Origin of the sequence: Chryseobacterium formosense (genome assembly GCF_900116415.1) — a bacterium.
GTDB classification, from domain to species: Bacteria; Bacteroidota; Bacteroidia; order Flavobacteriales; family Weeksellaceae; genus Chryseobacterium; species Chryseobacterium formosense.
Map to the genome: position 1 here is coordinate 280,743 of NZ_FPAP01000001.1, position 25,048 is coordinate 305,790.

Annotated in this window: 27 protein-coding genes; 14 read left to right on the forward strand and 13 right to left on the reverse strand. The window is 35.6% G+C overall.

Annotated elements, in window-relative coordinates:
• Window positions 1-12: 12 nt before the first annotated feature.
• The 4 genes from BM371_RS01245 to BM371_RS01260 form a co-directional block, all read right to left on the reverse strand.
• Window positions 13-1,929, reverse strand: coding sequence for a fumarate reductase/succinate dehydrogenase flavoprotein subunit (locus BM371_RS01245; protein WP_034674875.1), 1,917 nt, complete (start codon window positions 1,927-1,929; stop codon window positions 13-15).
• Between the two features lie 11 nt (window positions 1,930-1,940).
• Window positions 1,941-2,597, reverse strand: coding sequence for a succinate dehydrogenase cytochrome b subunit (locus tag BM371_RS01250; protein WP_034674878.1), 657 nt, complete (start codon window positions 2,595-2,597; stop codon window positions 1,941-1,943).
• A gap of 118 nt (window positions 2,598-2,715) precedes the next feature.
• Complete coding sequence (locus tag BM371_RS01255) at window positions 2,716-4,146, reverse strand: anion permease (RefSeq protein ID WP_034674881.1); 1,431 nt, start codon at window positions 4,144-4,146, stop codon at window positions 2,716-2,718.
• Between the two features lie 20 nt (window positions 4,147-4,166).
• On the reverse strand, window positions 4,167-5,321 hold the full coding sequence (locus BM371_RS01260; protein ID WP_034674883.1) for a porin: 1,155 nt from the start codon (window positions 5,319-5,321) through the stop codon (window positions 4,167-4,169).
• A gap of 813 nt (window positions 5,322-6,134) precedes the next feature.
• Between BM371_RS01260 and BM371_RS01265 the strand changes: the two genes are divergently transcribed.
• The 4 genes from BM371_RS01265 to BM371_RS20945 all read left to right on the forward strand — a co-directional run bounded on the left by BM371_RS01265 (window position 6,135) and on the right by BM371_RS20945 (window position 9,033).
• Window positions 6,135-7,463: a metal-dependent hydrolase family protein gene (locus BM371_RS01265; RefSeq protein WP_034674886.1), complete on the forward strand. Its 1,329-nt coding sequence runs from the start codon at window positions 6,135-6,137 to the stop codon at window positions 7,461-7,463.
• A 504-nt stretch (window positions 7,464-7,967) separates the two neighbouring features.
• Window positions 7,968-8,558, forward strand: a complete 591-nt coding sequence (locus BM371_RS01270; RefSeq protein WP_131430913.1) for a hypothetical protein — start codon at window positions 7,968-7,970, stop codon at window positions 8,556-8,558.
• Entirely contained in the window at window positions 8,555-8,746 is a 192-nt protein-coding gene (locus tag BM371_RS01275; RefSeq protein ID WP_034674891.1) for a hypothetical protein, read from the forward strand. Before BM371_RS01270 ends, BM371_RS01275 begins: the two co-directional genes overlap by 4 nt.
• 26 nt (window positions 8,747-8,772) lie before the next feature.
• Window positions 8,773-9,033, forward strand: a complete 261-nt coding sequence (locus BM371_RS20945; protein WP_034674893.1) for a helix-turn-helix domain-containing protein — start codon at window positions 8,773-8,775, stop codon at window positions 9,031-9,033.
• Window positions 9,034-9,403: 370 nt separating this feature from the next.
• On the opposite strand, the gene arsB is transcribed toward BM371_RS20945, so the two are convergent.
• From arsB to BM371_RS01315, 8 genes are all read right to left on the reverse strand, one after another.
• Window positions 9,404-10,435 (reverse strand): ACR3 family arsenite efflux transporter, encoded by a 1,032-nt coding sequence (gene arsB / locus BM371_RS01285; protein WP_034674895.1) that lies wholly within the window; start codon window positions 10,433-10,435, stop codon window positions 9,404-9,406.
• Between the two features lie 6 nt (window positions 10,436-10,441).
• Complete coding sequence (locus tag BM371_RS01290) at window positions 10,442-10,933, reverse strand: GNAT family N-acetyltransferase (RefSeq protein ID WP_034674898.1); 492 nt, start codon at window positions 10,931-10,933, stop codon at window positions 10,442-10,444.
• Between the two features lies 1 nt (window position 10,934).
• Complete coding sequence (locus BM371_RS01295; protein WP_034674902.1) at window positions 10,935-11,546, reverse strand: arsenate-mycothiol transferase ArsC; 612 nt, start codon at window positions 11,544-11,546, stop codon at window positions 10,935-10,937.
• Between the two features lie 39 nt (window positions 11,547-11,585).
• A complete protein-coding gene (chrA, locus tag BM371_RS01300; RefSeq protein WP_034674904.1) occupies window positions 11,586-12,734 on the reverse strand; it encodes a chromate efflux transporter in 1,149 nt (382 codons plus the stop codon).
• A complete protein-coding gene (locus BM371_RS20315; protein ID WP_177225335.1) occupies window positions 12,724-12,894 on the reverse strand; it encodes a hypothetical protein in 171 nt (56 codons plus the stop codon). The genes chrA and BM371_RS20315 overlap by 11 nt, the downstream gene beginning before the upstream one ends.
• Window positions 12,881-13,528, reverse strand: coding sequence for a class I SAM-dependent methyltransferase (locus BM371_RS01305; RefSeq protein ID WP_034674906.1), 648 nt, complete (start codon window positions 13,526-13,528; stop codon window positions 12,881-12,883). Before BM371_RS01305 ends, BM371_RS20315 begins: the two co-directional genes overlap by 14 nt.
• Before the next feature lie 12 nt (window positions 13,529-13,540).
• Window positions 13,541-14,014, reverse strand: a complete 474-nt coding sequence (locus BM371_RS01310) for a DUF6428 family protein (RefSeq protein WP_034674909.1) — start codon at window positions 14,012-14,014, stop codon at window positions 13,541-13,543.
• 103 nt (window positions 14,015-14,117) lie between these two features.
• The gene (locus BM371_RS01315; RefSeq protein ID WP_034674911.1) at window positions 14,118-14,444 is read right to left on the reverse strand and encodes an ArsR/SmtB family transcription factor; all 327 of its coding nucleotides are present in this window, start codon (window positions 14,442-14,444) and stop codon (window positions 14,118-14,120) included.
• A gap of 109 nt (window positions 14,445-14,553) precedes the next feature.
• Here BM371_RS01315 and BM371_RS01320 point away from each other — a divergent pair, with 109 nt between their 5' ends.
• The 6 genes from BM371_RS01320 (at window position 14,554) to BM371_RS01345 (ending at window position 19,053) form a co-directional block, all read left to right on the forward strand.
• Complete coding sequence (locus BM371_RS01320; protein WP_034674916.1) at window positions 14,554-15,186, forward strand: Crp/Fnr family transcriptional regulator; 633 nt, start codon at window positions 14,554-14,556, stop codon at window positions 15,184-15,186.
• 72 nt (window positions 15,187-15,258) lie between these two features.
• Window positions 15,259-16,053 carry a sulfite exporter TauE/SafE family protein gene (locus BM371_RS01325; protein WP_034674919.1) on the forward strand — a complete coding sequence of 265 codons (795 nt, stop codon included), beginning with the start codon at window positions 15,259-15,261 and terminating at the stop codon, window positions 16,051-16,053.
• Between the two features lie 213 nt (window positions 16,054-16,266).
• On the forward strand, window positions 16,267-17,679 hold the full coding sequence (locus BM371_RS01330) for an MBL fold metallo-hydrolase (RefSeq protein ID WP_034674922.1): 1,413 nt from the start codon (window positions 16,267-16,269) through the stop codon (window positions 17,677-17,679).
• Between the two features lie 23 nt (window positions 17,680-17,702).
• The gene (locus tag BM371_RS01335; protein ID WP_034674924.1) at window positions 17,703-18,266 is read left to right on the forward strand and encodes a YeeE/YedE family protein; all 564 of its coding nucleotides are present in this window, start codon (window positions 17,703-17,705) and stop codon (window positions 18,264-18,266) included.
• 13 nt (window positions 18,267-18,279) lie between these two features.
• Window positions 18,280-18,762 (forward strand): DUF6691 family protein, encoded by a 483-nt coding sequence (locus tag BM371_RS01340; protein ID WP_034674926.1) that lies wholly within the window; start codon window positions 18,280-18,282, stop codon window positions 18,760-18,762.
• 54 nt (window positions 18,763-18,816) lie between these two features.
• On the forward strand, window positions 18,817-19,053 hold the full coding sequence (locus BM371_RS01345; RefSeq protein WP_034674929.1) for a tetratricopeptide repeat protein: 237 nt from the start codon (window positions 18,817-18,819) through the stop codon (window positions 19,051-19,053).
• Between the two features lie 169 nt (window positions 19,054-19,222).
• On the opposite strand, the gene BM371_RS01350 is transcribed toward BM371_RS01345, so the two are convergent.
• Entirely contained in the window at window positions 19,223-20,395 is a 1,173-nt protein-coding gene (locus BM371_RS01350) for a metallophosphoesterase (RefSeq protein ID WP_034674932.1), read from the reverse strand.
• A gap of 199 nt (window positions 20,396-20,594) precedes the next feature.
• Between BM371_RS01350 and BM371_RS01355 the strand changes: the two genes are divergently transcribed.
• The 4 genes from BM371_RS01355 to BM371_RS01370 all read left to right on the forward strand — a co-directional run bounded on the left by BM371_RS01355 (window position 20,595) and on the right by BM371_RS01370 (window position 25,026).
• Window positions 20,595-21,401 (forward strand): sensor histidine kinase, encoded by an 807-nt coding sequence (locus BM371_RS01355; protein WP_034674935.1) that lies wholly within the window; start codon window positions 20,595-20,597, stop codon window positions 21,399-21,401.
• Window positions 21,398-22,090, forward strand: a complete 693-nt coding sequence (locus BM371_RS01360; RefSeq protein ID WP_034674937.1) for a LytR/AlgR family response regulator transcription factor — start codon at window positions 21,398-21,400, stop codon at window positions 22,088-22,090. Before BM371_RS01355 ends, BM371_RS01360 begins: the two co-directional genes overlap by 4 nt.
• Window positions 22,091-22,741: 651 nt before the next feature.
• Window positions 22,742-23,584: a helix-turn-helix domain-containing protein gene (locus tag BM371_RS01365; protein WP_051882693.1), complete on the forward strand. Its 843-nt coding sequence runs from the start codon at window positions 22,742-22,744 to the stop codon at window positions 23,582-23,584.
• A gap of 122 nt (window positions 23,585-23,706) precedes the next feature.
• Window positions 23,707-25,026: a TolC family protein gene (locus BM371_RS01370; protein WP_034674940.1), complete on the forward strand. Its 1,320-nt coding sequence runs from the start codon at window positions 23,707-23,709 to the stop codon at window positions 25,024-25,026.
• Window positions 25,027-25,048 lie beyond the last annotated feature (22 nt).

The following is a 25,048-nucleotide window of genomic DNA, read 5'->3' on the forward strand; positions in this document are numbered from 1 at the left end:
AATTTCTGTGTTTTATTTATAACTTCTTACGGTTGGCTGTATTTCTTCGAAAACCAAGGGTTCTTTAATGAGTTCGGGTTCATTGTTTTCACCTTTCCAAGCCCAGGCTGAAATGAATTGAAATTCAGAATCATTTCTTAAAGCTTCTCCATCTGAAGTTTGATATTCTTCCCTGAAATGAGCCCCGCAAGATTCGTTTCGAGTTAGAGCATCGTAGCACATCAGTTCACCGATTTCAAAATAATCAGCAACACGACCAGCTTTTTCGAGCTCGCTATTCATTGTATCACCTTGTCCTGAAACTTTTACGTCTTTGTAAAATTCCTGTTTTAATTTTTGGATTTCTTCAATAGCGAATTTTAAACCTTCTTCATTTCTTGCTAAACCACAATAATCGTAGAGCAGTTTACCTAAGGTTTTATGAAAATGATCAACGGTTTTTGTTCCATTAATGCTGATAAAACTTTCAATTTGTTGCTTCACATGATTTTCAGCTTTTTCAAATTCAATATTTTCTGTTGAAATTTTTCCGGTATGAATTTCTTGAGATAAATAATTGGCAATCGTGTAAGGAGCAATGAAATATCCATCAACAGAAGCCTGAAGTAACGAATTGGCTCCCAGTCGATTGGCTCCGTGATCTGCAAAATTAGCTTCTCCCAATGCAAATAATCCCGGAATGGTGGTCATTAATTCATAATCTACCCAAAGTCCGCCCATCGAAAAATGTGCGGAAGGAGAAATCATCATTGGTTCTTCGTAAGCATTGTAACCTGTTATTTTAAGGTACATATCGAATAAGTTCCCGTATTTTTCCTGGATTTTTTCTTTTCCCTGCTCTTTTATGGCTTTAGAAAAATCAAGATACACCGCATTTTTCAACGGTCCGATTCCAAAGCCTGCATCAATTCTTTCCTTGGCAGCTCTTGAAGAGATATCTCTTGGTGCTAAATTTCCAAAAGCAGGATATCTTCTTTCTAGATAGTAATCTCTTTCGCTTTCGGGAATGTCATTGCCTTTTCTGGTTTCATTTTCTTTTAGAGGAACCCAGATTCTGCCGTCATTTCTTAAAGATTCAGACATTAAGGTTAATTTCGACTGATAATCTCCGGACTGTGGCAAAGAAGTAGGGTGTACCTGAATCCAGCTTGGTGAAGCCATTAACGCACCTTTTTTATGCGCCCGCCAAATTGCAGAGCCGTTGCAACCCATCGCCAAAGTCGATAGATAATAAATTTTCCCATAGCCGCCCGTTGCCAAAACAACTGCGTGTGCAGCATGTCTTTCAATTTCTCCGGTGTCTAAATTTCTAACGATAATTCCGCTTGCTTTTCCATTTATAACAACCAAATCAAGCATTTCGTGTCTTGAAAATAATTCAACACTTTTCTTGCCGACCTGTCGCATTAAAGCCTGATAAGCTCCTAAAAGCAACTGTTGTCCGGTTTGTCCTCTTGCATAAAATGTTCGGCTCACCTGAACACCTCCGAAAGAACGGTTGTTCAAGTAACCGCTATATTCTCTCCCGAAAGGAACACCTTGCGCAACGGCTTGGTCGATAAGACTTAAAGAACATTCTGCCATTCGGTAAACATTGGCTTCACGCGCTCTGAAATCCCCACCTTTTAAAGTATCAACAAACATTCTGTAAACACTGTCGCCATCATTTTTATAGTTTTTGGCAGCATTGACTCCTCCTTGTGCAGCAACGGAATGTGCTCTTCTTGGACTATCCTGGAAGCAAAACGATTTTACATTATATCCCATTTCACCTAAAGAAGCAGCAATAGAACTTCCTGCTAATCCTGTTCCGACAACAATAACATCCAGTTTTTTTCGGTTAGCCGGATTGACGAGCTTGGCCGTTTTTTTATAGTTTTCCCATTTTTTTTCTAATGGTCCTTCCGGTATTTTTGAATCTAAAATCATAATATTTCAATTTAACGGTAAGTGAAAAATACATAAATTGGCATCAAAGCAAATCCGACACTGATAATGATTGAATAAGCAATTCCGGCAACTTTGAACCATTTTACATATTTCGGATGAAATAATCCCAGGGTTCTGATTGCACTGTAAATTCCTTGAATCAGGTGATAACATAAAGCAATCATTGAAAGGATATAAATAATGACATACCACCATTCTTTAAAGACATTCACGACAAGAATATACAAATCTTTATTTCCATTCTTATCCAAAGGCAGATTTCCGAATTTGTAGACATACCAGAAATTCTGAAAGTGAATGACAAGGAAAATTAATAGCAATGTTCCTAAAATTCCCATATTTCTGGAATACCATTTACTGGCTCTTCCGCGTCGGTCAGATTGGTAATTTCCGCCCGATTTTTTATTTTTTAAAGTAATAATCAATCCATCCAAAGCATGAAGGATGATACTTGCATACAACACATAAGAAACTATTTTAATGACAATATTTCCCGAAAGAAAATGTGAGTAAGCATTAAACTGAAGGTGCGCCTGCTCTTGTGGTAAAAACAGCTGAAGATTTCCCAAGAAGTGAATCAAAAGAAAGAAACTCAGGAAAAGCCCTGTAAGACACATCAGTATTTTTCTTGATAATGTAGACAGCATATTTTTTTCATTTTTTTTGTTAATGACGATGGATGCTTGAAAAGGGAGGATGGAGGTTGTATTAGCGCATATTAATTATTTCTTAAACATCTCGCTTTCATCTTCCAGCCCCAAACTTTTAATAATATCCTAATATTTTCATCCAAAGTCCGCCGACTCCCATGTAGATAATCAACAAAATAATTCCTATTTCGAGACCTCGAAGCCACCAAGATTTCAGATCAACATATCCGCTTCCGAAAAATACAGGAGCCGGACCGTGACCGTAATGGGTCAATACACCATAAATTGACCCTAAAAAACCAAGCATCATAGCCAATAACATAGGAGGAATCCCTACTGCAATACCAACACTTAATAAAGCGGCATACATTGCAGCAACATGAGCGGTTGCACTCGCAAAAATATAATGACTAAAGAAATAGACGAGAATAATTACCGGAAAAGCAACTGTCCAAGTCATTCCTCCGATTTTTAATTTAATCAAATCACTGAACCAACCGATAAATCCTAATTCATTAAGAGAACTTGCCATCATCACCAGAACGGCAAACCAGACAATCGTGTCCCAGGCTCCTTTTTCGGATTTTACATCTTCCCAGGTCAATACTGATGTTAATAAAAGTAATGTCAAACCTATAAAAGCTGTTGTTGTAGCATCAATGGATAAAGCTCCACCAAAAATCCAGAGACCTAATAAAATGAAAAATGCCAATAACATCAACCATTCATTTTTAGAAATTGGTCCCATTTCTTTTAATTTTTGAGCTGCCATTTTTGGAGCATCGCCTGTTTTCTTTAATTCAGGCGGATATAATTTGTATAAAACCAAAGGAACGACAAAGAATGCGACCAATCCAGGAACGAAACCTGCAGCAGCCCATGACATCCAAGTGATATTGATTCCTAAATTAGCTGCAAATTTCTGACACATCGGGTTACTTGCAGTTCCTGTCAAAAACATGGAAGAAGCGATGAGATTCATATAATAACTATTCAACGTTAAATAAGAACCTAACTTTCTGTGCGTTTCAGGCTTTTCAGGAACCGAATCAAAACTTATCGCCATCGATTTCATAATGGGATAAATAATTCCGCCACCTCTTGCAGTATTACTAGGAATTGCAGGAGCTAAACAAACATCTGCCAAACCCAATCCGTACGCTAAACCCAAAGAACTTTTTCCGAAAACTCTGATGAATAAAAAAGCGATTCTGTTTCCTAAGCCTGTTTTAATAAACCCTCTTGCGATAAAGAATGAAATACCAATCAGCCATATTACTTTGTCTCCAAAACCTGAAAGTGCTTTTGTGATTGATTTTCCGGCATCTCCCGGAGCGACAACCTGTGTCAAAGCAGTAAATCCAATAGCCATCATACACATGGTTCCCATTGGAGCGGCTTTAAGAATAATGCCTAAAATGGTAGCTGCAAAAATTGCGAACAGATGCCACGCATTTTCAGCAACGCCTTCCGGAGCGGGAATAAACCAGATAATGAGCGCAACCGCAAATGTGATAGCGACAGCTTTAATGTTAATTTCTTTCATAATAGTTAGTTTTTTACGGATTAAAATCTACTTTGGACTTGAACTATGAATAAATTATTATTGTATTGAGACGTATTTTCTACCTGATGTTTGTAACGGTCGAACTGGATTCCGAGTTGAATTCTGGCGCCATAATTTTTCAGAAATTCAAGACCAAACATTGGTGTAACTGTTTGTCTAGGATTTGAATTTAATCTAAAATTGGTATCTAAATACTCGTAACGGCAAGACAATTCGAAAGCACTTAAGTTTTTATGATTGATTTCGTATCTTAAATTCGGAAGAAAATAAGCTCCACGAATTAAATATTCATCAGGATTTGAAGATCTTAATTCTGGAGTAACAGCAAAATATAAAGGATGATTGGTTGCCTGTTTTCCTTCCAGTTGCATATCAAGACTCCATTTAGAATCGAAATTAATTAATGAGCTTAAATCTACACCTACAGCATAAATCTTTTTTCCAAAAATCTCTCCGATACCCCCATTTAGTCCAAAATTTAAATTATATTTTTTATTTAAAACAAAAACTAATCGGGTAGAGTATTGTTTTCCATTATCATTGTCGTTAACCTGATTTTTACCGTTTCCATTAACAACAGAGACCGCATATTGAAAAGGAATTTCACCAAACTCCAATTGTCCGGTTGCGGAAAGTCCGATTTGAAAACTTGTCCAGCCTAATTTTCCGAATTCCGTATATTGATTGGACCAGTCCAGTGATTTGATAATATCAATAGGGTAGGTTTCTTCAATCCCGAACCAAGGTCTGAACTGCCCTACTGTAAAGGCTAATTTTGGGTTGAAGGTGTATTTTAAATAGGCATTTTCGAGAACCCTGCTTTTGGGGTCATTTTTAAAGTCTGCTAAGTTGGCGAGTGCAACAACTTCAGTACGTTTGCTGATCTGTGCCCGCATCTGAACTCTCATGTATTTCACCATGAAATTGTTGTCAGTTCCACTATGATCGGAATGATGAAGTCCGTTAACATCGACGTCTTTAGACATCCCAACAAGATAACGTGCTTGGAATAGTCCTTTGAATTGTAATTGAGGATATTGTACTATTTCTTCCGAATTTTTTTTAAGTGTATCGGGTAGCTGTGCTGTAAATATTAAGCTTAAGAGTGTGAAATAAAAAAGCATTTGCTTTTTTATTATTAAAGAAGTATTCATTTATATCATGTTTTTTGGTGTATTAGCTTTTATCAAACATAGAATAATATGTTTGTTAAACTGTCTAAAATTAATAAAATAAATAGTAATAATCACTATATTATGATTAATTTATAATTAATATGTGTTTAAAAATTATTTTTAATAAGAATGAGGTTGGAGCATTCAAGTATTTTAGAATAAGATACTTACAATAAAATTCAGGTTATTCAGCTTACATTATTTTTAATTTTTATACACTTCACCACGATATAGGAAAGGTGTTGCGATATCACATGTTGCATCTATGGTCATTAATGTCTGGTGAAAGATCAAATTACCAGCTGTTTACCACTTTTACATAAAACTTTCATCATCTTTTCCATTCATCATCGAATTGAACTCCTGTTTTTTTTGAATTCTGACTTACTTTTTGAACATTTTTAAACAAAATCAGTTTCGTTGATCTCGGGTATTTTAATGTCCAAAAAAACAAATCAATTTCTCCATTTTTATTCAAAAACGTTATTGCGTATATTTTCTAGCTGCAAAATTTCAAATTTGAAATATGATGAACCAAAACTTTCTGGGCTAGTTTCTCATCATCTTCTGCTAAGCATTTTATTTTTCTCATACTTTACAACTTTATTTCAAGGTTGGCGCTGAAAATATTTTTGTCTTTTTTTATTATAAATATCGTGACGGATAAAGTGATGTAAGGCGTTTTTGCATATTTACAATACCTATCCCTACAAAATTAATTAACAGTTGACTTCTCTGGTACTTTTATTAATTTATATTATATTAGTGGTAAGTATAAATAATTCATATCTTATGATGTTCAGATCATTATTTTTGTCATTTTTTATCGGCACAACTATAACAATTGCTCAATCCAAGCAAATTCTAATAGAGAATGTGAGAATATTGGATCATCAAAAATCTGATTTGACTGCTCCAATGAATGTTTTGATTTCTGATGGCTTCATTCAGAAAATAAGTAATCGAAATATCAGCGTTAAAGGTAAGGACCTGATAACGATTAATGGTAAAGGAAAAACTTTGATGCCGGGGCTTATCGACGCTCATGTACATATGGTATTTGGAGCCTTAACGATGGCGCAAATGACTTCTCCGGATATGTCGGAAGAAACTCTGTTCAATGATGTGATATTGTCTTCACAAAAGATGCTGATGCGTGGTTTTACAAGTGTTAGGGATGCGGGAGGTCCTATTTTTCCGTTGAAGGCGGCTATTGACAAAGGAAAAGCAGTTGGACCTCGTATATGGCCTTCGGGAGCCACAATCAGCCAGACAGCGGGACATGGTGATTTCAGGACACCTGATGAACGTTCGCGTCGCTTTTTTGGTAAAGCTTCCCGTGCAGAACAGTTGGGAGCTACCTTTATTGCTGATGGACGCGATGATGTTTTAACTGCTACTAGAGAAAATCTTCGCTTTGGTGCCAGTCAGATCAAATTGATGGCAGGCGGTGGTACTTCTTCTGCCTACGACCCCATCGATGTAACGCAATATACTTTGGAGGAGATGAAGGCGGCTGTAGATGCTGCAGAAGACTGGGGTACTTATGTGATGGTACATGCTTATACGCCAAGAGCTGTAAAACGTGCTGTAGAAGCAGGTGTAAAGTGCATTGAACATGGTCAGATGCTTGACGAAGAAACTCTGAAGCTGCTTGCAGAGAAAAAAGTTTGGTTAAGTCTTCAAAATCTGATGGACAATAACGACAATATGGATGAGCAAAGAAAAGAAAAGCGTATACCAGTATTGGAAGGTCAGAATAAAGTGTGGCCACTGGCTAAAAAATTAGGTGTAAGATTAGCTTGGGGAACAGATTTTCTTTTCGAGCCAGAACTTAACGAATATCAAAATAGTTATATACTACGGCTTCAGAAATGGTTTTCTAATGCCGAAATTCTAAAAATGATTACACAGGATAATGCAGAGTTGCTGCAACTTTCAGGATTGCGCAGTCCTTATCCGGGCAAGCTTGGTGTAGTGGAAGAAAAAGCTTTGGCAGACTTGTTATTAATTGATGGTAATCCTTTAAAGAATCTATCATTAGTGGCCGATCCTGAAAAGAATTTTTTGCTGATTATAAAAGACGGGCAGATCTATAAGAATATGATTAAGATCAAATAATCATAATATTTAATGTGAGGTAAGTATTTCAATATTTGTGGCAAAACAAATGTCTTACGTCGCGATCACCAATTTTAATAAAGATTAACAGTGACTTTGTTAGGTCTAAAAATATTCAAAATATACACCTGCGGCAAGGGGTATTTCTTTTGGGTAGATGCTATGAATAAAACCATTGAAGTATTTGGGTCGACACAACAACTATTATAAAATTGCAGGGGAATAGGAAATAATCTTAATGAAAATTTTAAAATTGATATATATGCCAAATACATAAGAACATTATTGGTCCATAAATAGTCTATCGATCTAAATAATCGCATTTTGTTAAGTGATGAAATAAAACAGATTTGTATTGTTGAACACGATCATATATTATTAAATTTGTGACTTATTTTTTGCAAAAGGAGTGAATTTGGCAACAAAAAAATCAATTTAAAATGGGTTTTAAGTTTAATTTAAAATTTAAGTAACTAACTTCAAGCAAAAATTTCATGTGTTTGTTTGAAAAAAATTAAGATGGTAAGCAGTATAGAATTTATAAATATGTCTGTGGATGCACTGAAAAGAAAATTAATTTCTCAATATGTGTATTTAATGTTCGGTATTTTACTTGGATACTCTTTGGTATTTTATTTTATAATTAAAGATTCATTTTTTGCAGCCTGTACATTTGCTTATAGTGTTTTGTTATTTTATACATTTATGATCATTCGCAAAAGTTATAATATAAAATTACTTGTACATCTTTATATGACCTATGCTCCATTATTTGCGGGATTTATCATGTTGGATTTTTGGAAATACTCGGCGGCTACTGCCATGTGGCTTTTACCGGTTCCGCTTGGAGCACATATTTTACTTGGAAAAAAATACGTTTACATATACTCAGTATATATATTCCTCATCATTGTTACGGTAAGTATTCTTACTAAATTATTCAAGTTTGATTATTTCAGTCTCACCAATGTAAATGTAATGGTGATCTCTGATACATTTGTTGGATTAGCGAATCTTGCTGTTTTCAGTATTTTACTGTATTACAATGAAAAAATAAGAAAAGCAGAAATAGAAGAGAATTTTTTAATAAATTGAATCTTGCTGAAAATAATCAGCGTCAAATACAAAGTAATTTTCTTGATGATACTAAGGTTTTTACACCTGTAGAATCTACTGAAAAAGATAAATTTGCTTTCTCCGAAAATGAAAATATAGAAAAGTATATTGCTTTATTTAAAAAGGTGAAAAAGATTTTAGAAGAGAGGCATATTTTAAAGATGTAGATTTTACAATTTCTCAACTATCAATCATGTTAAAATCCAATAATTTATATATTTCTAAATCAATTAAAGCGAATGATTTTTCAAACTTTAATCATTATTTGAATACTTGCAGAATTAACAATGTAAAAAAACTGCTTTCCGAAAATGATATTAGCAGAGTTACACTGATGTACATTTACACAGAATCTGGATTTTCGAATCAATCTACTTTTAACAGAGTTTTTAAGCAAATTGAAGGTATAACTCCGACAGAATATATATCTAACTTGCAAAAAGATATAAATTAGATTTTCTCAATTACATAAACTTCGGGTGCATCATTTTGCATTGTACGGAAATCAAGATTGGGAATGATGTATTTTTCGGATCAAATTTCGGATTGTATGCCACCAATCGCGCTCTTGCCACTGAAAGACGAACAGTGTGAGATTGTCAGAGCAAATTTCAATTTAATTTCGAAAATTAAAAAGAGGTAAGTTTGGAATAGTTGGCCTTTAGTTGGCTTTGCCTGTCTTGTAACCATAACCGAAGAAATATCGAAACATTTGGAAAGAATTTTAATAATATTCGAAGCTAAATTCTTTTCATTTTTTGTAATGATTTGTTTGAAAGTTTCATTTATATAGACCTATTTTTCCGATCTGTCAATCTAAATTATCATATATAATATTTTTTCTTCAGCCAAAGACTTGCTCTTACTAACAAAATCAGAACCGGAACTTCTACCAATGGGCCGATAACCCCTACAAAAGCCTGAGCAGAGTTGATTCCAAACACAGAGATCGCCACTGCGATTGCCAGTTCAAAATTGTTTCCGGTGGCCGTAAATGCGATGGATGCATTTTTGTCATAAGGTATTTTCATCGATCTATTGATAAAGAAGCTGACAAAAAACATGAGTACGAAATACACTACGAGTGGTATCGCAACTTTTATAACATCTATCGGTAGTTCCACTATTTTTTCGCCTTTCAGGCTGAACATCAGAACGATGGTAAATAATAAAGCATATAAGGTTATGGGAGAGATTGCCGGTACAAATTTTCTGTTGTACCAATCCAGACCTTTTAATTTAACCAAAAAATAGCGACTCAAGAAACCAGCCAGAAACGGGATGCCCAAGTAGATGAGAACACTTTCTGTTACGTCCTTCATTGATACACTTACATTGAAATTGGCCAGCCCCAATTTTCCTGGTAAAACATTGATGAATAACCAGACAAAAAAACTGTAGGTGAATATCTGAAATATACTGTTTAAAGCGACTAATAGGGCAGCATATTCTCTGTTTCCTTTGGCCAGATCGTTCCAGACGATGACCATTGCAATACATCTTGCCAATCCGATGAGGATCAATCCTATCATATAGTCCGGCTCGTTTTTTAAGAAAATAATGGCAAGCACAAACATTAATATCGGACCGATGATCCAGTTTAGTAGCAATGATATACTGATGACTTTTTTATTTTTAAATGCTATCGGTAATAGTGAATAATCCACTTTTGCGAGGGGGGGATACATCATTAAAATCAATCCAATTGCCAGTGGAATGTTGGTTGCCCCAACAGAAAGTGAATTTGTGATGTTTGTTATTTCCGGAAATATATATCCTAAACCTACTCCGACTGCCATGGCAAGAAATATCCATAGTGTTAAGAATCTGTCCAGAAATTTTAATTTTGGTTGCATACTGTTTTAATTTATTCCTGCTGTTTTACTTCTTCTTTCCATAATGACCGTGTCACGCCAAGTATCTCTTAGCTTTCCGATCTTTTCGCGATAACCTATCATTCTGAAGCCCGAACTTTGATGAAGAGCCACTGTTGCTTCATTCTCAGGAAACATACCACTTTGCAATGTCCATATGTCGTTCCCTTCACTTTCTTCTATCAGTTTTTGCATTAATGCTTTTCCTATGCCTTTTCCTTGATGATTATTGGAAATGTAGATGCTTACTTCTGCAACACCACCATAGACACATCGGTCGCTTACTGCAGAGAGTGCCGCCCAGCCAACAACCGTGTTGTCAATTATAGCAACCAGTCGGCTGTGTTTTAGTTTACTTTTGTCCCAATCTTCCCAAGTCGGAACAGTTGTTTCGAATGTGGCATTGCCTATTTCAAGCCCTTGACAGTATATTTCAGCGATTTCGGGAAAATGATCCTTTCGTAATGGTATTATTTCCATTTTATTTTTTTACCTGTGAGAAAATATAAAACATCTCTGTGGCGATCTGAAGGCTTCTTTCAGCATAGACTTTTGTTTGTTCCGGCGTGTTGTCTGAGGCTTTGGGATCATCATATTTGATAGGAAATCTTGCTTCTGCTCCGATTACTAAAGGACAACCTTCATCGGCATTGTTGCAGGTCATAATCGCACCAAATTCTTTTTTGGGATTAAATTCATTGCTGTATTCTTTCGAAAAACAGATGATAGGAACTTCATTTTCTGCATACTTTACTGCATAGACAGGATTCGCATTTTCACTCAGCATCTGAATCTGAAATCCTTGGTTTTCCAATGTTTCAGCCACTTTTGGGAACATTGCGGTCGCCTCTGTACCTCCGGAATAACAATACACGCTCTTAATATCAAAATGGAAAGCCATGGTCTGCGCCCAGATCTGGGACAGGTGACTTCTTCGGCTGTTGTGGGTACAGATAAAGTTCAGCCTGATGGTTTGGTTCGCTTCAGCTTTATTTTGTAAATAATCTATCAATGGTTGCAAAACAGTTTTTCTTTCTTCTGTAATAGAGTCTATAGAAATTGATTCTATCATCTTTGAAATGGTCTGGATCATTTTTATTTATTTTATTAGTATTGTTAAACGGACTTCTTTTTAATTATAATTTTTATAAATGATATTTAAAATATAACCTAATAATGCACCTCCTAAAACGATGAACGCACTATTGATTTTTTTGTATTTGAAAATAACAAAAGCACTGATCAATGCAATAGTAATCGTTCGCCAATCCGTAACGGTTTCTTTACCCATTGTAAAGCAGACGGCAGCTATGATTGCTACAGAAGCTACATTGACGGCATCAAGAAAAGCCGATAAGCTTTTATATCTGCGTATCCTTTTCATCAGCGGATTGATGAATGCGACGAAAATAAATGACGGAAGGAAGATAGCAATGGTAGAAAGGATGACACCTGATAATCCATTGATCTGATAACCGATAAAGGTCACAGAAGAAAAGACTGGTCCGGGTGTAAACTGACCCACCGCGATCGAATCCATCAACTGTTGTCTTGTGAGCAATCCCTTTGCTACCAATTCTGTATCAAGGAAAGCAAAGAGTACATACCCGCTCCCATACAGTATCGAACCGATTTTAAGGAAGATCCAGAACAATTTGACATTTGTTTCTGAAAGAAATTCACTTTGACTAACCTTAAAAAATAATAAAGGAACAAAACCCTGCATAGTGTTACCATTATTCCTATTTTGAAACGAGAATACAACTATGGCCAATAAGCCCGCACCAAACATCAGATAGATCTCGCTGATTCCTGATAAGGAACTTAATAATACAGCCATACCGACCAAAGCCAGGAATGCAGATTTGATTGATTTCTTTGCTAATGGATACACTGCGCCGATGATTACCGCAATAATTGCAGGCTTGATACCGTAAATGAACGGTTGAACTTGTGGCAATTGTCCGTATTGGTGGTATAAAAAAGCAAAAACTCCCGTGATCAGCACGGCCGGTACAATAAAGCATAAACCGGCTGCCAGGAGACCTTTCCATCCTGCTTTTTCATAGCCGATGTGTATGGCCATTTCCGTACTGTTGGGACCGGGAATGAGGTTGGTTGCTCCCAAAAGATCGAGAAAATGCTGTTCGCTCATCCATTTCCTTTTGACCACTACTTCGTTCTGCATCATTGCGATGTGAGCGGCTGGACCTCCAAATCCTATTATGCCCAATTTGAGAAAAAGAAGAATGATCTCTTTGATGCTGACCTTATTTTCCATTTGGGATCAGTTTTTTATCGAATGACCAACAACCTGTCCCTTCGATCAGCAAAAAAAAACTTCCCAAAAGCCTCGCCCAGTCGGTTCGGCTTCCGTGCGGAAGTTCCATACGGATTAAAATGGTAGTTTTGCTGTTGTCAGTAATTTTAAGATTTAGCATTATCAGAAATGGTGTTTCTTCTTTTGAAACTGCAGAATACAAAATTCTGAATGGTTTCAAAAGGTGTTTTGTGATCAACAGAAAAACACTCGATCGCTTCAAAATATTTTTTAAACCGATCTGTCATTGTCTGTTCTGAATATTGTTTAATATTGATACCGCTGCATTTTTTTGGTCCCAGCTTTGAAAAGGTACCGATCACCATCATTCCATTTCTGGAGATCGCATTTCCTGTAGTTTCGATATAATGATCGACGTCATTTTCTTCGGTCAAAAAATGAAAGGCGGCTCTGTCGTGCCAAAAATCGTATTGCTCTGTTGGTCTGAAATCCAAAATATCTGTAATGATCCACTGCACTTTGTCGGCTTTGCTTCCTAGCCTTGCTTTTGCGCGTTCTATGGATGTATGGGAAATGTCGAGCACTGTAATATCTTCATACCCTAACTCAAGCAGATGATCCACAAGAAGGCTGTCTCCACCACCAATATCAATAATCTTGGCAGACTTTGGCAGATTAAACTGATGAATAAGTTTTAGGGACGTTTCGGGAGTTGGCTGATACCAGCTTACCATTTCCAAAGGCTTGTTCTGGTAAATATTTTCCCAGTGTGATTTTCTATCGTGTGCTTCCATATAGACATTGATTTAGCAGCAGCCATTTCCCGGTGTGCAGGTATTGGCAGTGGCAACAGGCAGCTTTGCCAGATTCTTTTTAAGCTTTTCCGAAGGTATTCCACAAGCGTCCTGAGCGAGACAAGCGGTGGTTTTGCTCTTCAAAATAAAAACTTTTCCATTAAACTCCAGATCATATTTGCCGATGGTATTGCTTTGATATTCCACTTCGATCTCATTATTTTCAATTCCTAATTTTTCTTCAGAAAGTTTAATGATATTGAGCAGCTTTCCGGGTTTTAGCCGATGCTCGTAGTCGTCTGCATTCCACAGCTGGAAATTGACCACTGATTCTTCACGAATCACTCCGCCACAATCGATAAATCTTTTATTGATCTGTCCGACTTCCGTCACGTGGAAATGCTCAGGCACAAAAGCCCCGTCTTCCAATTGAAACTCTACATTCTCCAATGTTGGCAAGATCTCTTTTATTTGTTCTAGTGTCATATTATTTTGTTTTAACTGATTAAGATAAACATCGTTGAAAAAAATCTGAAATATTTAAATTGTACTAATGCAATATTGCGATATTAAAAGTTAAAAAAATGCATCAACAGCATTTCTGATCGGTAACCGTATTGATAATTTTTGAAAAGTAATCTTTCAGGATCTCAAAAGTATTTTCATCGATGCAGTAGCACACCGAATTTCCTTCAATGCTGCCTTTTATCAAACCCGCGTTTTTCAATTCTTTCAAATGCTGCGATATAGTAGGTTGTGCCAAGGGTAATTCGCTGACGATGTCTCCCGTGATACACGTATTTACCTTGAGCAGGTATTCTATAATAGCAACTCTGGCAGGGTGTCCCAATGCTTTTGCTATCACTGCTATTTTATTTTGTTGATCTGTAAAGTGATCCGTCTTTGTAGCTCCCATAATTATTTAATATTGCAATATTACGATATATTTTATTGATAAGAAAAATTAATTGATGTAAAATCGAAAATTTATAAATTAATGTAAATTCGTAGCATATTTTCACATAATGAACCCAACTATATTTTCTTCCAAATTCAGTTCTTCTCCGCAATTAACTGATAAGCTTTATCAAAACGGTATCCTGAAAACATACCACGAAGGTGATATCATTCTGGATGAAAATGCTTCCATACGCTCGATACCGATTGTGATGAAAGGATTGTTAAAAGTCGTTCGGACGGAAGAAGACGGTCGCGAGATCTTACTCTATTACATCAAAGCCGGTGAAAGCTGCATTATGTCATTTCTCGGGGGGATGCACAATGAAAAAAGCATTGTAAAGGCCGAAGTGGAGGAAGAATCCGAAATTCTTTTTTTACCCATGGATAAAGTTACATTATTCATCAAAGAATATCCGGAATGGCTGGATTATATTTTCAGGCTGTATCACAAGCGTTTTGAAGAATTGCTCGATATTATCAATGCGATTGCATTCAAAAAAGTAGATGAAAGATTACTCAATCTGCTCAATAAAAAATCAGAAATCTCCCAATCTAAAACCATCGTAATCACTCACGAACAGCTTGCCAATGAACTTGGAACAGTTAGAGTAGTTGTATCCAGACTTCTGAAACAGCTGGAAGATTCCGGTAAACTAAAACTGGGTAGAAACAAAATTATCCTTTCAGATTCTATCTAAATTTCCCTATGTAACAAAAGTAGCTGTACAGCTTCACAGATATTTCCATTTTTGCTTCATAAAAGTTGAGGAATGGAAATTTTCGGATATGTAGCATCGATTTTTATCGGTATTTCTTTAGGATTAATCGGCGGTGGCGGAAGTATTCTTACCGTTCCTGTTTTGGTTTATCTCTTCGGGATTGATGCTTTTCTGGCGACAGAATATTCACTTTTCATTGTCGGAGTCAGCAGTTTGGTTGGCTCGTTTTCGTACTTTAAAAAAGGATTGGTCGATTTCAAAACGGCATTTATTTTTGGCGTTCCATCCATCGTTTCCATTTTCCTTACCCGAAATTTTCTTCTTCCATTAATTCCTGATGAAGTCTTTAGAATAGGGAATTTCATTGTGACTAAAGACATTTTTCTTCTGTTACTATTTGCAGGGTTAATGATTACCGCTTCTTATAAAATGATTCAGAAAAGTGTTGTTCTAAAATCTGAAACGATAAATTCAGAAAAAAACAATACACTTTTGGCGGCAGGTGAAGGTTCTGTAGTTGGTATTCTTACAAGTTTGGTAGGAGCAGGAGGCGGATTTATGATTATTCCTGCTTTGGTTAATCTTCTGAAAACGCCAATGAAAGTCGCCATAGGAACTTCTTTGGTCATCATTTCTTTAAATTCTCTGATCGGATTTTTTTCATCAATGAATCACGTTAAAATCGAATGGAATTTATTATCAACCATCACCGCAATTGCCATCGTTGGAATTATCATTGGTTCGCAATTATCAAAGAAAATTGATGGCAAAAAACTGAAACCTGCATTTGGATGGTTTATTCTGGTGATGGGAATTTACATTATTATTAAAGAACTTTTCTTCTAATATTATTTGGGCAGCTTTATCCGCCTTCCACTCCCGCTTTTTTGCTCGTCGTTCCTCCTCATAAAAAGAGCTCCGTTCAAGTCGGGCTGCAATCATTCGGTGTTTCAAAATAGGAGATAATTAATTAAAACTCTTATGTAACAAAAGTAGCTGTACAACAGAATTCAAACCCGGAAATTTGTATCAAATTAAAATTAAATAAAAAATATCAAAATGCAAATAGAACAGATTTATACAGGATGTCTCGCTCAGGGAGCATACTACATCGTTTCTGAAGGTGAAGCGGCAATCATTGATCCTTTAAGAGAAACTCAACCTTACATTGACAGATTGGAAAAAGACAATGTAAAACTCAAATACATTTTTGAAACCCATTTTCACGCAGATTTTGTGAGTGGCCACGTTGATTTAAGTAAAAAAACAAGTGCACCAATCGTTTATGGCTCAACGGCAAACCCAGAATTTAATGCGATTATTGCCGAAGACAATCAGATTTTTGAAGTTGGGAAAATCAAAATCAAAGTTCTGCACACGCCGGGACATACAATGGAAAGCTCTTCTTTTTTATTAATCGATGAAAATGGTAAGGAAAAAGCACTTTTCACTGGAGATACTTTGTTTCTCGGCGATGTCGGTCGTCCGGATCTGGCTCAGAAAGCAGCGAATATGACTCAGGAAGAACTGGCAGGACTGCTTTACGAGAGTTTATATCAAAAAATACTGCCTTTGAATGACGAAATTATCGTTTATCCTACGCACGGAGCGGGTTCTGCCTGCGGAAAAAATATGCAGAAAGAAACCGTTGATTCGTTGGGAAATCAAAAGAAAACCAATTATGCACTGAACCAAAAAGATAAAGAAAGCTTTATAAAAGCCGTTACAGAAGGGCTTCTTCCTTCACCATCCTATTTCGGGATGAATGTAGCGATGAATAAAAAAGGCTACGACAGTTTTGATGAGGTTTTGTCAAAAGGTCTTCACGCTCTTTCTCCTGAAGAATTTGAGGACATGGCAGAACATTCAGGAGCTTTGATTTTGGATGTCAGAAATAATAATGATTTTGCGAAAGGTTTTGTTCCTCAATCGATTAATATCGGGTTAGACGGAGATTTTGCACCTTGGGTCGGAGCTCTGATTGTAGATGTAAAACAACCGATTTTATTAATTACCGATGAAAATAATGAGGAGGAAACGGTCACAAGACTCAGCAGAGTAGGGTTTGACAATGTTTTAGGTTTTCTAAAAGGTAGTTTTGAAGCCTGGAAAAACAGCGGAAAAGAAATTGACAAAGTTCATCGAATTTCTGCGATAGATTTTGAAAAGGAAATTGAAAATAAAGAGGTGAAAATTATTGATGTACGAAAAGAAAGTGAGTATGAAGCAGAACACGTCGATGAAGCCTATAACAAACCTTTGGCTTACATCAATGAGTGGATTAACCATATTGAACCGACCGAACATTTTTATCTTCACTGTGCAGGTGGTTACCGAAGTATGATGGCAGCAAGCATTCTTCTGGCAAGAGGTTACAGAAATTTCACCGAAATTGAAGGGGGATTTAATGCAATCGCACAAAGTGATGTTCCCAAAAGTGATTTCGTTTGTCAAAGTAAAGTTTTGAAGTAATTTTGAATTAAATAAGTAGATTAATGTTAGATATCATAAAAGAACCTTGGCCGTGGTATATTGCAGGTCCGCTGATTGGTCTTACCGTTCCGGCTTTGCTGATTTTAGGCAATAAATCTTTCGGGATCAGTTCGTCATTGCGGCATATTTGCGCAGCTTGTATTCCGGCAAATGTGAGTTTTTTCAAATACGACTGGAAAAAAGAATCCTGGAATTTATTCTTTGTCCTCGGAATTTTCTTCGGAGGAATGATTGCCGCCAATTTCCTGATGAATCCCGGAGAAATTACAGTCAATCCAAACCTTAAAGCGGAACTGGCAACGTATGGAATCACAGATTACAGCAATCTTGTACCGACACAACTGATGAATTTTGAAAGTTTATTAACGTTAAAAGGATTCATTCTGATGGTTGTCGGCGGATTTCTCGTAGGATTCGGAACCCGATATGCAGGAGGTTGCACCAGCGGACACGCCATAATGGGACTGTCAAATCTGCAATGGCCATCTTTAGTAGCAACGATTTGTTTTATGATCGGCGGTTTTTTAATGGCAAATGTGATTTTGCCAATTATTCTTTCACTTTAAAATTGATTTAAAAATGACAAAAGAAAAAGATATACGTCATCAAGATACCATTTGTACCAACGAAAGTCATCTTCGGCACAAATGGTATCACAATTTGAAATACCTTTTGGTAGGAATTTTATTCGGAATCGTGTTTGTGAAAGCTGAAATTATCAGCTGGTTCAGAATTCAGGAAATGTTCCGTTTGCAGTCATTTCATATGTACGGCGTGATTGGAAGCGCAGTTGTCACTGGGATGATTTCCGTTTGGATCATCAAGAAATTCAAAATAAAAACGATTTACGGAGAAAAAATTTCAATTGCTCCTAAAACTTTTAACAAAGGGCAAATTTACGGAGGTTTAATCTTCGGGTTTGGTTGGGCCATTACAGGTGCTTGTCCGGGACCTTTATTCGCACAAATCGGAACAGGAGCTTTTGCAGTTATTATTACTTTGGTGAGTGCTGTTCTCGGAACTTGGGTCTATGGATATTTCCGAGATAAGCTACCGCATTGATTTTTAGAATGCCACTTAAAGAATTGTAATATCATTAAGTGGGAAATTTTGTAAATGAAATATTATAAAGTTCATAAATCATTTGTAGTTGCTCCAAAGCAGATTAATAGTGTTGAGGAAAACGTGAAAATGTCTCCCAATAATGCTAATGCTTGGGATAGTTTAGGTGAAGCTTATTTTATAAACGGCGATAAAGAAAATGCATTAAAATCATACCAAAAAGCTTTAGAGTTAGACCCGAATTCAGAAGCTACAAAATCAATGATACGAAAATTAGAAACCATTAAATAAAAAAATGGGTAATAGTTTAGTTTCCGTTGCGTGCTACGAATGCAACGGAAACTCATTTTAAGGTTTAACTGGTATAAGATAAATCAATGCCAATAGCAAAAACACCTGCAATGCAAGCACAATTAGATTAAATAGGGCTTTTTGGTGATTTAATATAAAGAGGTTCATTCTATATCTCTTTCTTTTCTCCATTATGCAAAACTCTGTAATATTTGTTTCCTTCAATCAACAGACCTTCTGATTTTTGGTTGGGAAGACTTTTAGAGTAATCTTTTGGGTGTTTCACATCAATTCCTATTACTTTTTCCTTGTATTTTCTACTGACTTTTGACTGTAGTGTATGCCCAACAACGATTGATTTTGCACTGAATTTATTTAATCCTCGTTCTACTTCTTCCTGAGTCAAATTATCTTTAAAATAGCCTCTGTACCATGCAATTCCTTTGTGAGAAGAAATTAACAATTGCTCCAAATTTTTCTGCGGATTCGGATAGTAAGGTTTATAATAATTGCTGCGGATAATTTGATTGATTTCGTTCAAATTTGTTTTGTAACCTGCTAAATCTGGATGTATTCCGCCATGTGCAAAGAGAATTTCGTTAATTTTTTCAATTGAATTTTTGCTCGACATCCATCTTCCAAGAAATGAATTGGTACTATACAATTCGGTTTGTTGCTTTTTTAAAATACAAGCAACGTGATAATATTTGAGCGAAGTATTTTCAAAATTTCCCTGCATATTTTTCAATTCGTGGTTTCCCAAAATGTAATGAACATTTCCGCCTTTTTCTTTTGCGTCTTGCTCCAGTTTGTAAATAAACCAAAGCACTTGAGTAGTTGAAAAATCTCTATCTACAAAATCTCCCAGCAAAACAAGATGCCCATTTCCAAATGTCCAATTTAGCTTATTGTCAACGACTTTATTGGTAATCAAAAAATCACGAAAAGTTTTAAAACCGCTTTCAATATCAGAAATAGCTAAAATTTTAGAATTGTCGTTATACGTATTTTTAGGAATTTCGATTTTGTTATTTAAGGTAAATTCAAATCGTGTTGAATCTAATGGGAAATAGCAATAGGTTGATATTTTTGAATCCAAAGGATACTCTTTTTGGTCTAAATAAAACCCATCATTCTGATTCCCCCTGATGTAATTTACACTAACAATGCTATCATTTTTAGTTAAAACATAAGGGCCGTCTTTGTCCCAATTCATCATTTCAGGATTTTCTGCATACCGAAAACTGGCTCCGTGATACAATCCGAATGAAACAGCAATAACTCCTATTACTACAAACGTGATAATGATATGTTTTGCATATCTCAAAAATCTCTTTTTCATTTTTCGATTAATTTCTGTAAACCTATTAATGCCTGTTCCGTTTCTAAAACAATTGTGACAAACAACTTCTGTAAATACATAAACAATATTTGCATAAGTTTAAAGTGTTTTCATCACTCATTTTCATCATTTCAAAATGCTTTGGCTGTCGTTTGTCAACACGCTTGCAGAGGCTTGTTTATAGTTGTAATATTGCAATATGATGGCTCTGAAAAGAAATATAAAATGGATTGTGATTACATTATTGGCAATAGCAGTTGTTCCTGTAATGATTACGGCTTATGAAGTAATCTTTACGGAAAACAAATCTGTCGTATTTTTAGGAAATTATCACCCGAAAGTTGCTATCATTGTAATTTGCTACTACGTTTTGCTTTTTTGTTTGGGTGTAGTTTGGTTAGTTGGGGAAATTATTTTTATCACCAACCTGAAAAACGAAAGAATGAAAGCCGAATTGATGCTTTTGAAAAGCCAGGTCAGTCCGCATTTCTTTTTCAATACGCTCAATAATTTATATGGTTTGGTGGCAAAAGATCCCAAAAAAGCACAAGAATTGATTTTGAAACTTTCAGATATGATGCGTTACAGTATTTATGAAGGCGAAAAAGAAACAGTAAAGATTCAGGAGGAAATTGATTTTTTGAAAAACTATATCGAACTCCACAAAATGCGTTACCATAAACTGATAAGCGTTGATTTTTATTGTAATATTGATAAAAATCTAAAAGTTGCTCCCTTGTTGTTTATCATACTTTTAGAAAATGCCTTCAAACATGGAGTCGAAAATTTGAGAGAGAATGCTTTTATTAAAATGAGTTTGACCACTTCTAAAAACGAAATCTGTTTTACCATTGAAAACAATTTTGAAAAAACTGAAAATCAATTCGGAATTGGCTTAAAAAACCTGAAAAGAAGATTAGAATTAATTTATCCCAATCAGCATGAATTGACTTTTTCGGTAAATGAAAATATTTATAAAGCTCAACTAATTTTAAAACAATTATGATAAGCTATTTAATCATCGATGATGAACATATTGCCCACGATATCATTAAGGGATATTGCGATTTGATACCAAATATGCAGTTGATGAAAAACTGTTATGATGCATTGGAAGCCTTTGAATACCTGAACAAAAATGAAGTGGATTTAATTTTTTTGGATTTGAATATGCCTGTTTTAAAAGGTTTTGAATTTCTGAAAACCTTGCAAAACCCACCCAAGGTAATCGTAACAACTGCTTATCAGGAATTCGCTCTGGAAGGATATGAACACAATATTTCGGATTACCTGCTAAAACCTTTTGGTTTTGAACGGTTTTTAAAAGCTGTAAATAAAGCGATTAGTTCAGCAGGTCAAAAGACTGTTCCTTCTGAAAAAAATAACGTTCCAAACCGGATCTTTGTTCAAAGCAATAAAAAGCACATTCAACTGGAAACAGAAAATATTTTATACATCGAAGCAACGGGCAACTACACCAAAATAATAACCACGACGGAAACCATTACCATTCGTGAAAAATTTTCTGCTTTTTTAGAGCAATTGCCTAAAAACGATTTTGTGCAAGTTCATAAATCATTTGCCATTGCTCCGAAGCAGATTAAAAGTGTTGAAGGAAACATTATATTTATTTCGAATTACCAAATTCCGATTGGCAAAATTTATAAGATGAATATTGTAAAATTTTTAAAGTAGTTTATCTGTTACATCCTTGATCTCGCCACTTTAAGTCAACAAAACCAAATGAGGCAATAATTATTATTGGAATTGCTATATTTAGGATCAAAAAGTTATAATAAACCAAAAGAGAAAAAATACTAGAACCTTAATGGGACTCCAAACCACTCAATACCGATGAAATCTTTGAGAGCGCTTTTAGGCTATCTATTTCATATAGACTTAGTCTTTCGTATTTTGAAAAATCAAACCATAAAAAATCAGGCTGTAAGAGTTTGATGTAGAATTTTTTATGAGCAAAAAAATGAGACAACTATTTGATAGTTGCCTCATTAAGTGACTTGACAAGACTCTATTCAAACCAGCTTTTAATTGATATAGAGAAAGTTATTAACCTTTTTAATCAGATATAAAAGATTAAAATAGTCATTAATATTAGTACTACTATATAGAAAACTTGACGATTTTATTTAATGAATTTTAGTGATGTGCTAATATTTCTTTTTTTGTATATAGAAATTAATTCATTGACCTCAAATGGATATAGGTGCCGTTATATTTATCTTATAGCTTCACTCATTATTATAGCAAGCCTACTTAACCCGTAAAATTGCGTTCTACCACACAATAAAAATAGTTTGTAAATTGTAAGTTCTAAGGATTTGTAAGATGATCAGAATTTTAACTGAACAGATTTTTGTGGAAAATGTAAATCTCGGTGACTCTTTTCACCCGAGTACGCTTGCATTTATGTGTGTTTATGAAGGGGAAATTTCGGTGGATATTAATAATATTTCTCGCAAGTGCAATCGAGGAAATCTTTTGCTACTTTCTCCAAATAATCTTTACAGGATTGAAAGCTATACTGAAAATTTAAAATTGTTTGTCTTGTCTTTTGATAGAGAAAGGCTGAAGAGCCAGATCAATTTTAAATTCAACCGCTATGATGTTTATCAGGTGGCACAACTGGAAAATAAACATACTCTGGAGATCAATAATTTGGAATTTGATTACCTCAAACAGTTGCTGACGTTGGCCAATTATTATTCTGCCAGCAATACTGACCACAAGTTCAAAAACGAGGTTTTGACAGGTATCGTAACCTCAGTTATTTACATCATTACCAGCTTTTTGCTGGTTAACGAAAGTTCATCACCACAAAAAAATCTTAGAAAAGAAGAGATTACCATTTCATTTTTGGAATTGGTCTCCAGGCATTTCAAAGAAAAGAAAGAATTGTCTTTCTACGCCGAGAGTCTTCTGATCTCCGTTAAATACCTTTCCAACTGCGTACGGGAAATTACAAAATCACCGCCGACTAGCTTTATTGCAGATGCTCTGATGAACGAGGCTAAAGTAATGCTTTTACATCCCAACAATACAGTCGGTATGATTGCTGGCGAATTGGGGTTTTCTGATCAGTATTCGTTTGGGAAGTTTTTTAAAAAACATACAGGGTTGAGTCCACTGAACTTCAGAAAACACAATCATCTGATCGATCCTATATTTTAGAATTTTAAGATGGATGTATCTAAAATACTGATACCATTTGGACTTCTTTTTGTGTTTTGCTAACCTTTTATCAAACACTTGATTGATTGACCTTTGCACTATAAATTTTAAAGCAAAGGATAATGACGAGATTTCTTGGTAAACTGTTGCTGTGTTTCAGTTTGCTTTCAACATTACAATTTTTAAATGCGCAAAATATTTCAGAGAGGTCATTTTCTGTAAATGAACTTTTTGAAATGGTAAAGGCCAACCATCCGACCTTAAAAGTATACAGATCTGACATCGATATTGCCCGGCAGAATGTGGAGATTGCAAAAAATAATCTGTTGCCGGAAATTACAGCTGGATTGCAGGGCTTCTATCTGGGTGATGTTACCATTCTTGATAAAGATTTTTCCAAAGTGACAACTGCAAAAATGCCCCATTTTGGGAATACTTTTTCACTTCAGGCGAGTCAGCTGATCTGGAAAGGCAATACGGTAAGAAATGGCATCAAGATCAAAACATTGCAGGAAGAATTGTCTGAACTGAGTTATGAGAACAATGAGCAAAGTATAAAACTGCTTGTCTTGGGTTATTATCTGGATCTTTCAAAACTTTACAATCAGGAAAATGTTTATCACCAGAATATTGATCTGGCAAAAAAGCGTCTTGACAATATCAAAAAGTTCTACAATCAGGGAATGGTCACCAGAAATGATGTCATTCGTGGAGAATTGCAGCTATCCAATCTACAACTGGCGTTGCAGGTGGTCAACAACAACCAGCAGATCATCAACAAACAACTCACTGTTGCGCTTGGTTTGGACGAAAATATAAAAATCATCCCGGAAAATTCCATTCTTGATCATTCTAAAGCTATCGGCCAATTACAGGAATACAAGGAAATGGCTCAAAACCATCCGGCTATTCGGCTCACCGAAAGATCTGTGGATATCTATGACGTTTCTGCAAAGATCACCAAGGCAGAAATGCTTCCTTCGCTGGCAGCTTTTGCGGGTAACAATCTGCAGCGTCCGCTTACTTCGTCTTCTCCGGCAATGGATATGTTCAGTAATAGCTACAATGCAGGTTTATCCTTGAATTTCAATATCGATGCGCTGTTCAAATCGCCGAAGAAACTCCAGCTGAACAAGATTGAAAAGCAAAAAGCCATCAATCAGGCGAATGACACCAGTCTGTCTATCGGAATTGCGGTGAATTCAGCCTATATCAAATACAATGAAGCTGTCACCCAAAATAAGACCCTTGAAGTGAATGCCGATTTGACCAGTGAGAATTACAGAATTATGGAAAGCAAATACAACAACCAACTTGCCATCTTACTGGATCTGCTTGATGCCAGCAACGCCAAGCTTGATGCTGAATTACAATTGGCAAATTCAGAGATCAACATTGTATTCTCATACTATAAACTTTTAAGAGAAGCAGGAAATCTTTAAACAAATTTTAAAACTAAATTTA

Excerpts from the sequence above, each read along its gene's own strand:
- BM371_RS01245 (WP_034674875.1), bottom strand. The coding sequence starts at position 1,929 with ATGATTTTAGATTCAAAAATACCGGAAGGACCATTAGAAAAAAAATGG.
- BM371_RS01250 (WP_034674878.1), bottom strand. The coding sequence starts at position 2,597 with ATGCTGTCTACATTATCAAGAAAAATACTGATGTGTCTTACAGGGCTT.
- BM371_RS01255 (WP_034674881.1), bottom strand. The coding sequence starts at position 4,146 with ATGAAAGAAATTAACATTAAAGCTGTCGCTATCACATTTGCGGTTGCG.
- BM371_RS01260 (WP_034674883.1), bottom strand. The coding sequence starts at position 5,321 with ATGAATACTTCTTTAATAATAAAAAAGCAAATGCTTTTTTATTTCACA.
- BM371_RS01265 (WP_034674886.1), top strand. The coding sequence starts at position 6,135 with ATGATGTTCAGATCATTATTTTTGTCATTTTTTATCGGCACAACTATA.
- BM371_RS20945 (WP_034674893.1), top strand. The coding sequence starts at position 8,773 with ATGTTAAAATCCAATAATTTATATATTTCTAAATCAATTAAAGCGAAT.
- arsB (WP_034674895.1), bottom strand. The coding sequence starts at position 10,435 with ATGCAACCAAAATTAAAATTTCTGGACAGATTCTTAACACTATGGATA.
- BM371_RS01290 (WP_034674898.1), bottom strand. The coding sequence starts at position 10,933 with ATGGAAATAATACCATTACGAAAGGATCATTTTCCCGAAATCGCTGAA.
- BM371_RS01295 (WP_034674902.1), bottom strand. The coding sequence starts at position 11,546 with ATGATCCAGACCATTTCAAAGATGATAGAATCAATTTCTATAGACTCT.
- chrA (WP_034674904.1), bottom strand. The coding sequence starts at position 12,734 with ATGGAAAATAAGGTCAGCATCAAAGAGATCATTCTTCTTTTTCTCAAA.
- BM371_RS20315 (WP_177225335.1), bottom strand. The coding sequence starts at position 12,894 with ATGCTAAATCTTAAAATTACTGACAACAGCAAAACTACCATTTTAATC.
- BM371_RS01305 (WP_034674906.1), bottom strand. The coding sequence starts at position 13,528 with ATGGAAGCACACGATAGAAAATCACACTGGGAAAATATTTACCAGAAC.
- BM371_RS01310 (WP_034674909.1), bottom strand. The coding sequence starts at position 14,014 with ATGACACTAGAACAAATAAAAGAGATCTTGCCAACATTGGAGAATGTA.
- BM371_RS01315 (WP_034674911.1), bottom strand. The coding sequence starts at position 14,444 with ATGGGAGCTACAAAGACGGATCACTTTACAGATCAACAAAATAAAATA.
- BM371_RS01320 (WP_034674916.1), top strand. The coding sequence starts at position 14,554 with ATGAACCCAACTATATTTTCTTCCAAATTCAGTTCTTCTCCGCAATTA.
- BM371_RS01325 (WP_034674919.1), top strand. The coding sequence starts at position 15,259 with ATGGAAATTTTCGGATATGTAGCATCGATTTTTATCGGTATTTCTTTA.
- BM371_RS01330 (WP_034674922.1), top strand. The coding sequence starts at position 16,267 with ATGCAAATAGAACAGATTTATACAGGATGTCTCGCTCAGGGAGCATAC.
- BM371_RS01335 (WP_034674924.1), top strand. The coding sequence starts at position 17,703 with ATGTTAGATATCATAAAAGAACCTTGGCCGTGGTATATTGCAGGTCCG.
- BM371_RS01340 (WP_034674926.1), top strand. The coding sequence starts at position 18,280 with ATGACAAAAGAAAAAGATATACGTCATCAAGATACCATTTGTACCAAC.
- BM371_RS01345 (WP_034674929.1), top strand. The coding sequence starts at position 18,817 with ATGAAATATTATAAAGTTCATAAATCATTTGTAGTTGCTCCAAAGCAG.
- BM371_RS01350 (WP_034674932.1), bottom strand. The coding sequence starts at position 20,395 with ATGAAAAAGAGATTTTTGAGATATGCAAAACATATCATTATCACGTTT.
- BM371_RS01355 (WP_034674935.1), top strand. The coding sequence starts at position 20,595 with ATGATGGCTCTGAAAAGAAATATAAAATGGATTGTGATTACATTATTG.
- BM371_RS01360 (WP_034674937.1), top strand. The coding sequence starts at position 21,398 with ATGATAAGCTATTTAATCATCGATGATGAACATATTGCCCACGATATC.
- BM371_RS01365 (WP_051882693.1), top strand. The coding sequence starts at position 22,742 with ATGATCAGAATTTTAACTGAACAGATTTTTGTGGAAAATGTAAATCTC.
- BM371_RS01370 (WP_034674940.1), top strand. The coding sequence starts at position 23,707 with ATGACGAGATTTCTTGGTAAACTGTTGCTGTGTTTCAGTTTGCTTTCA.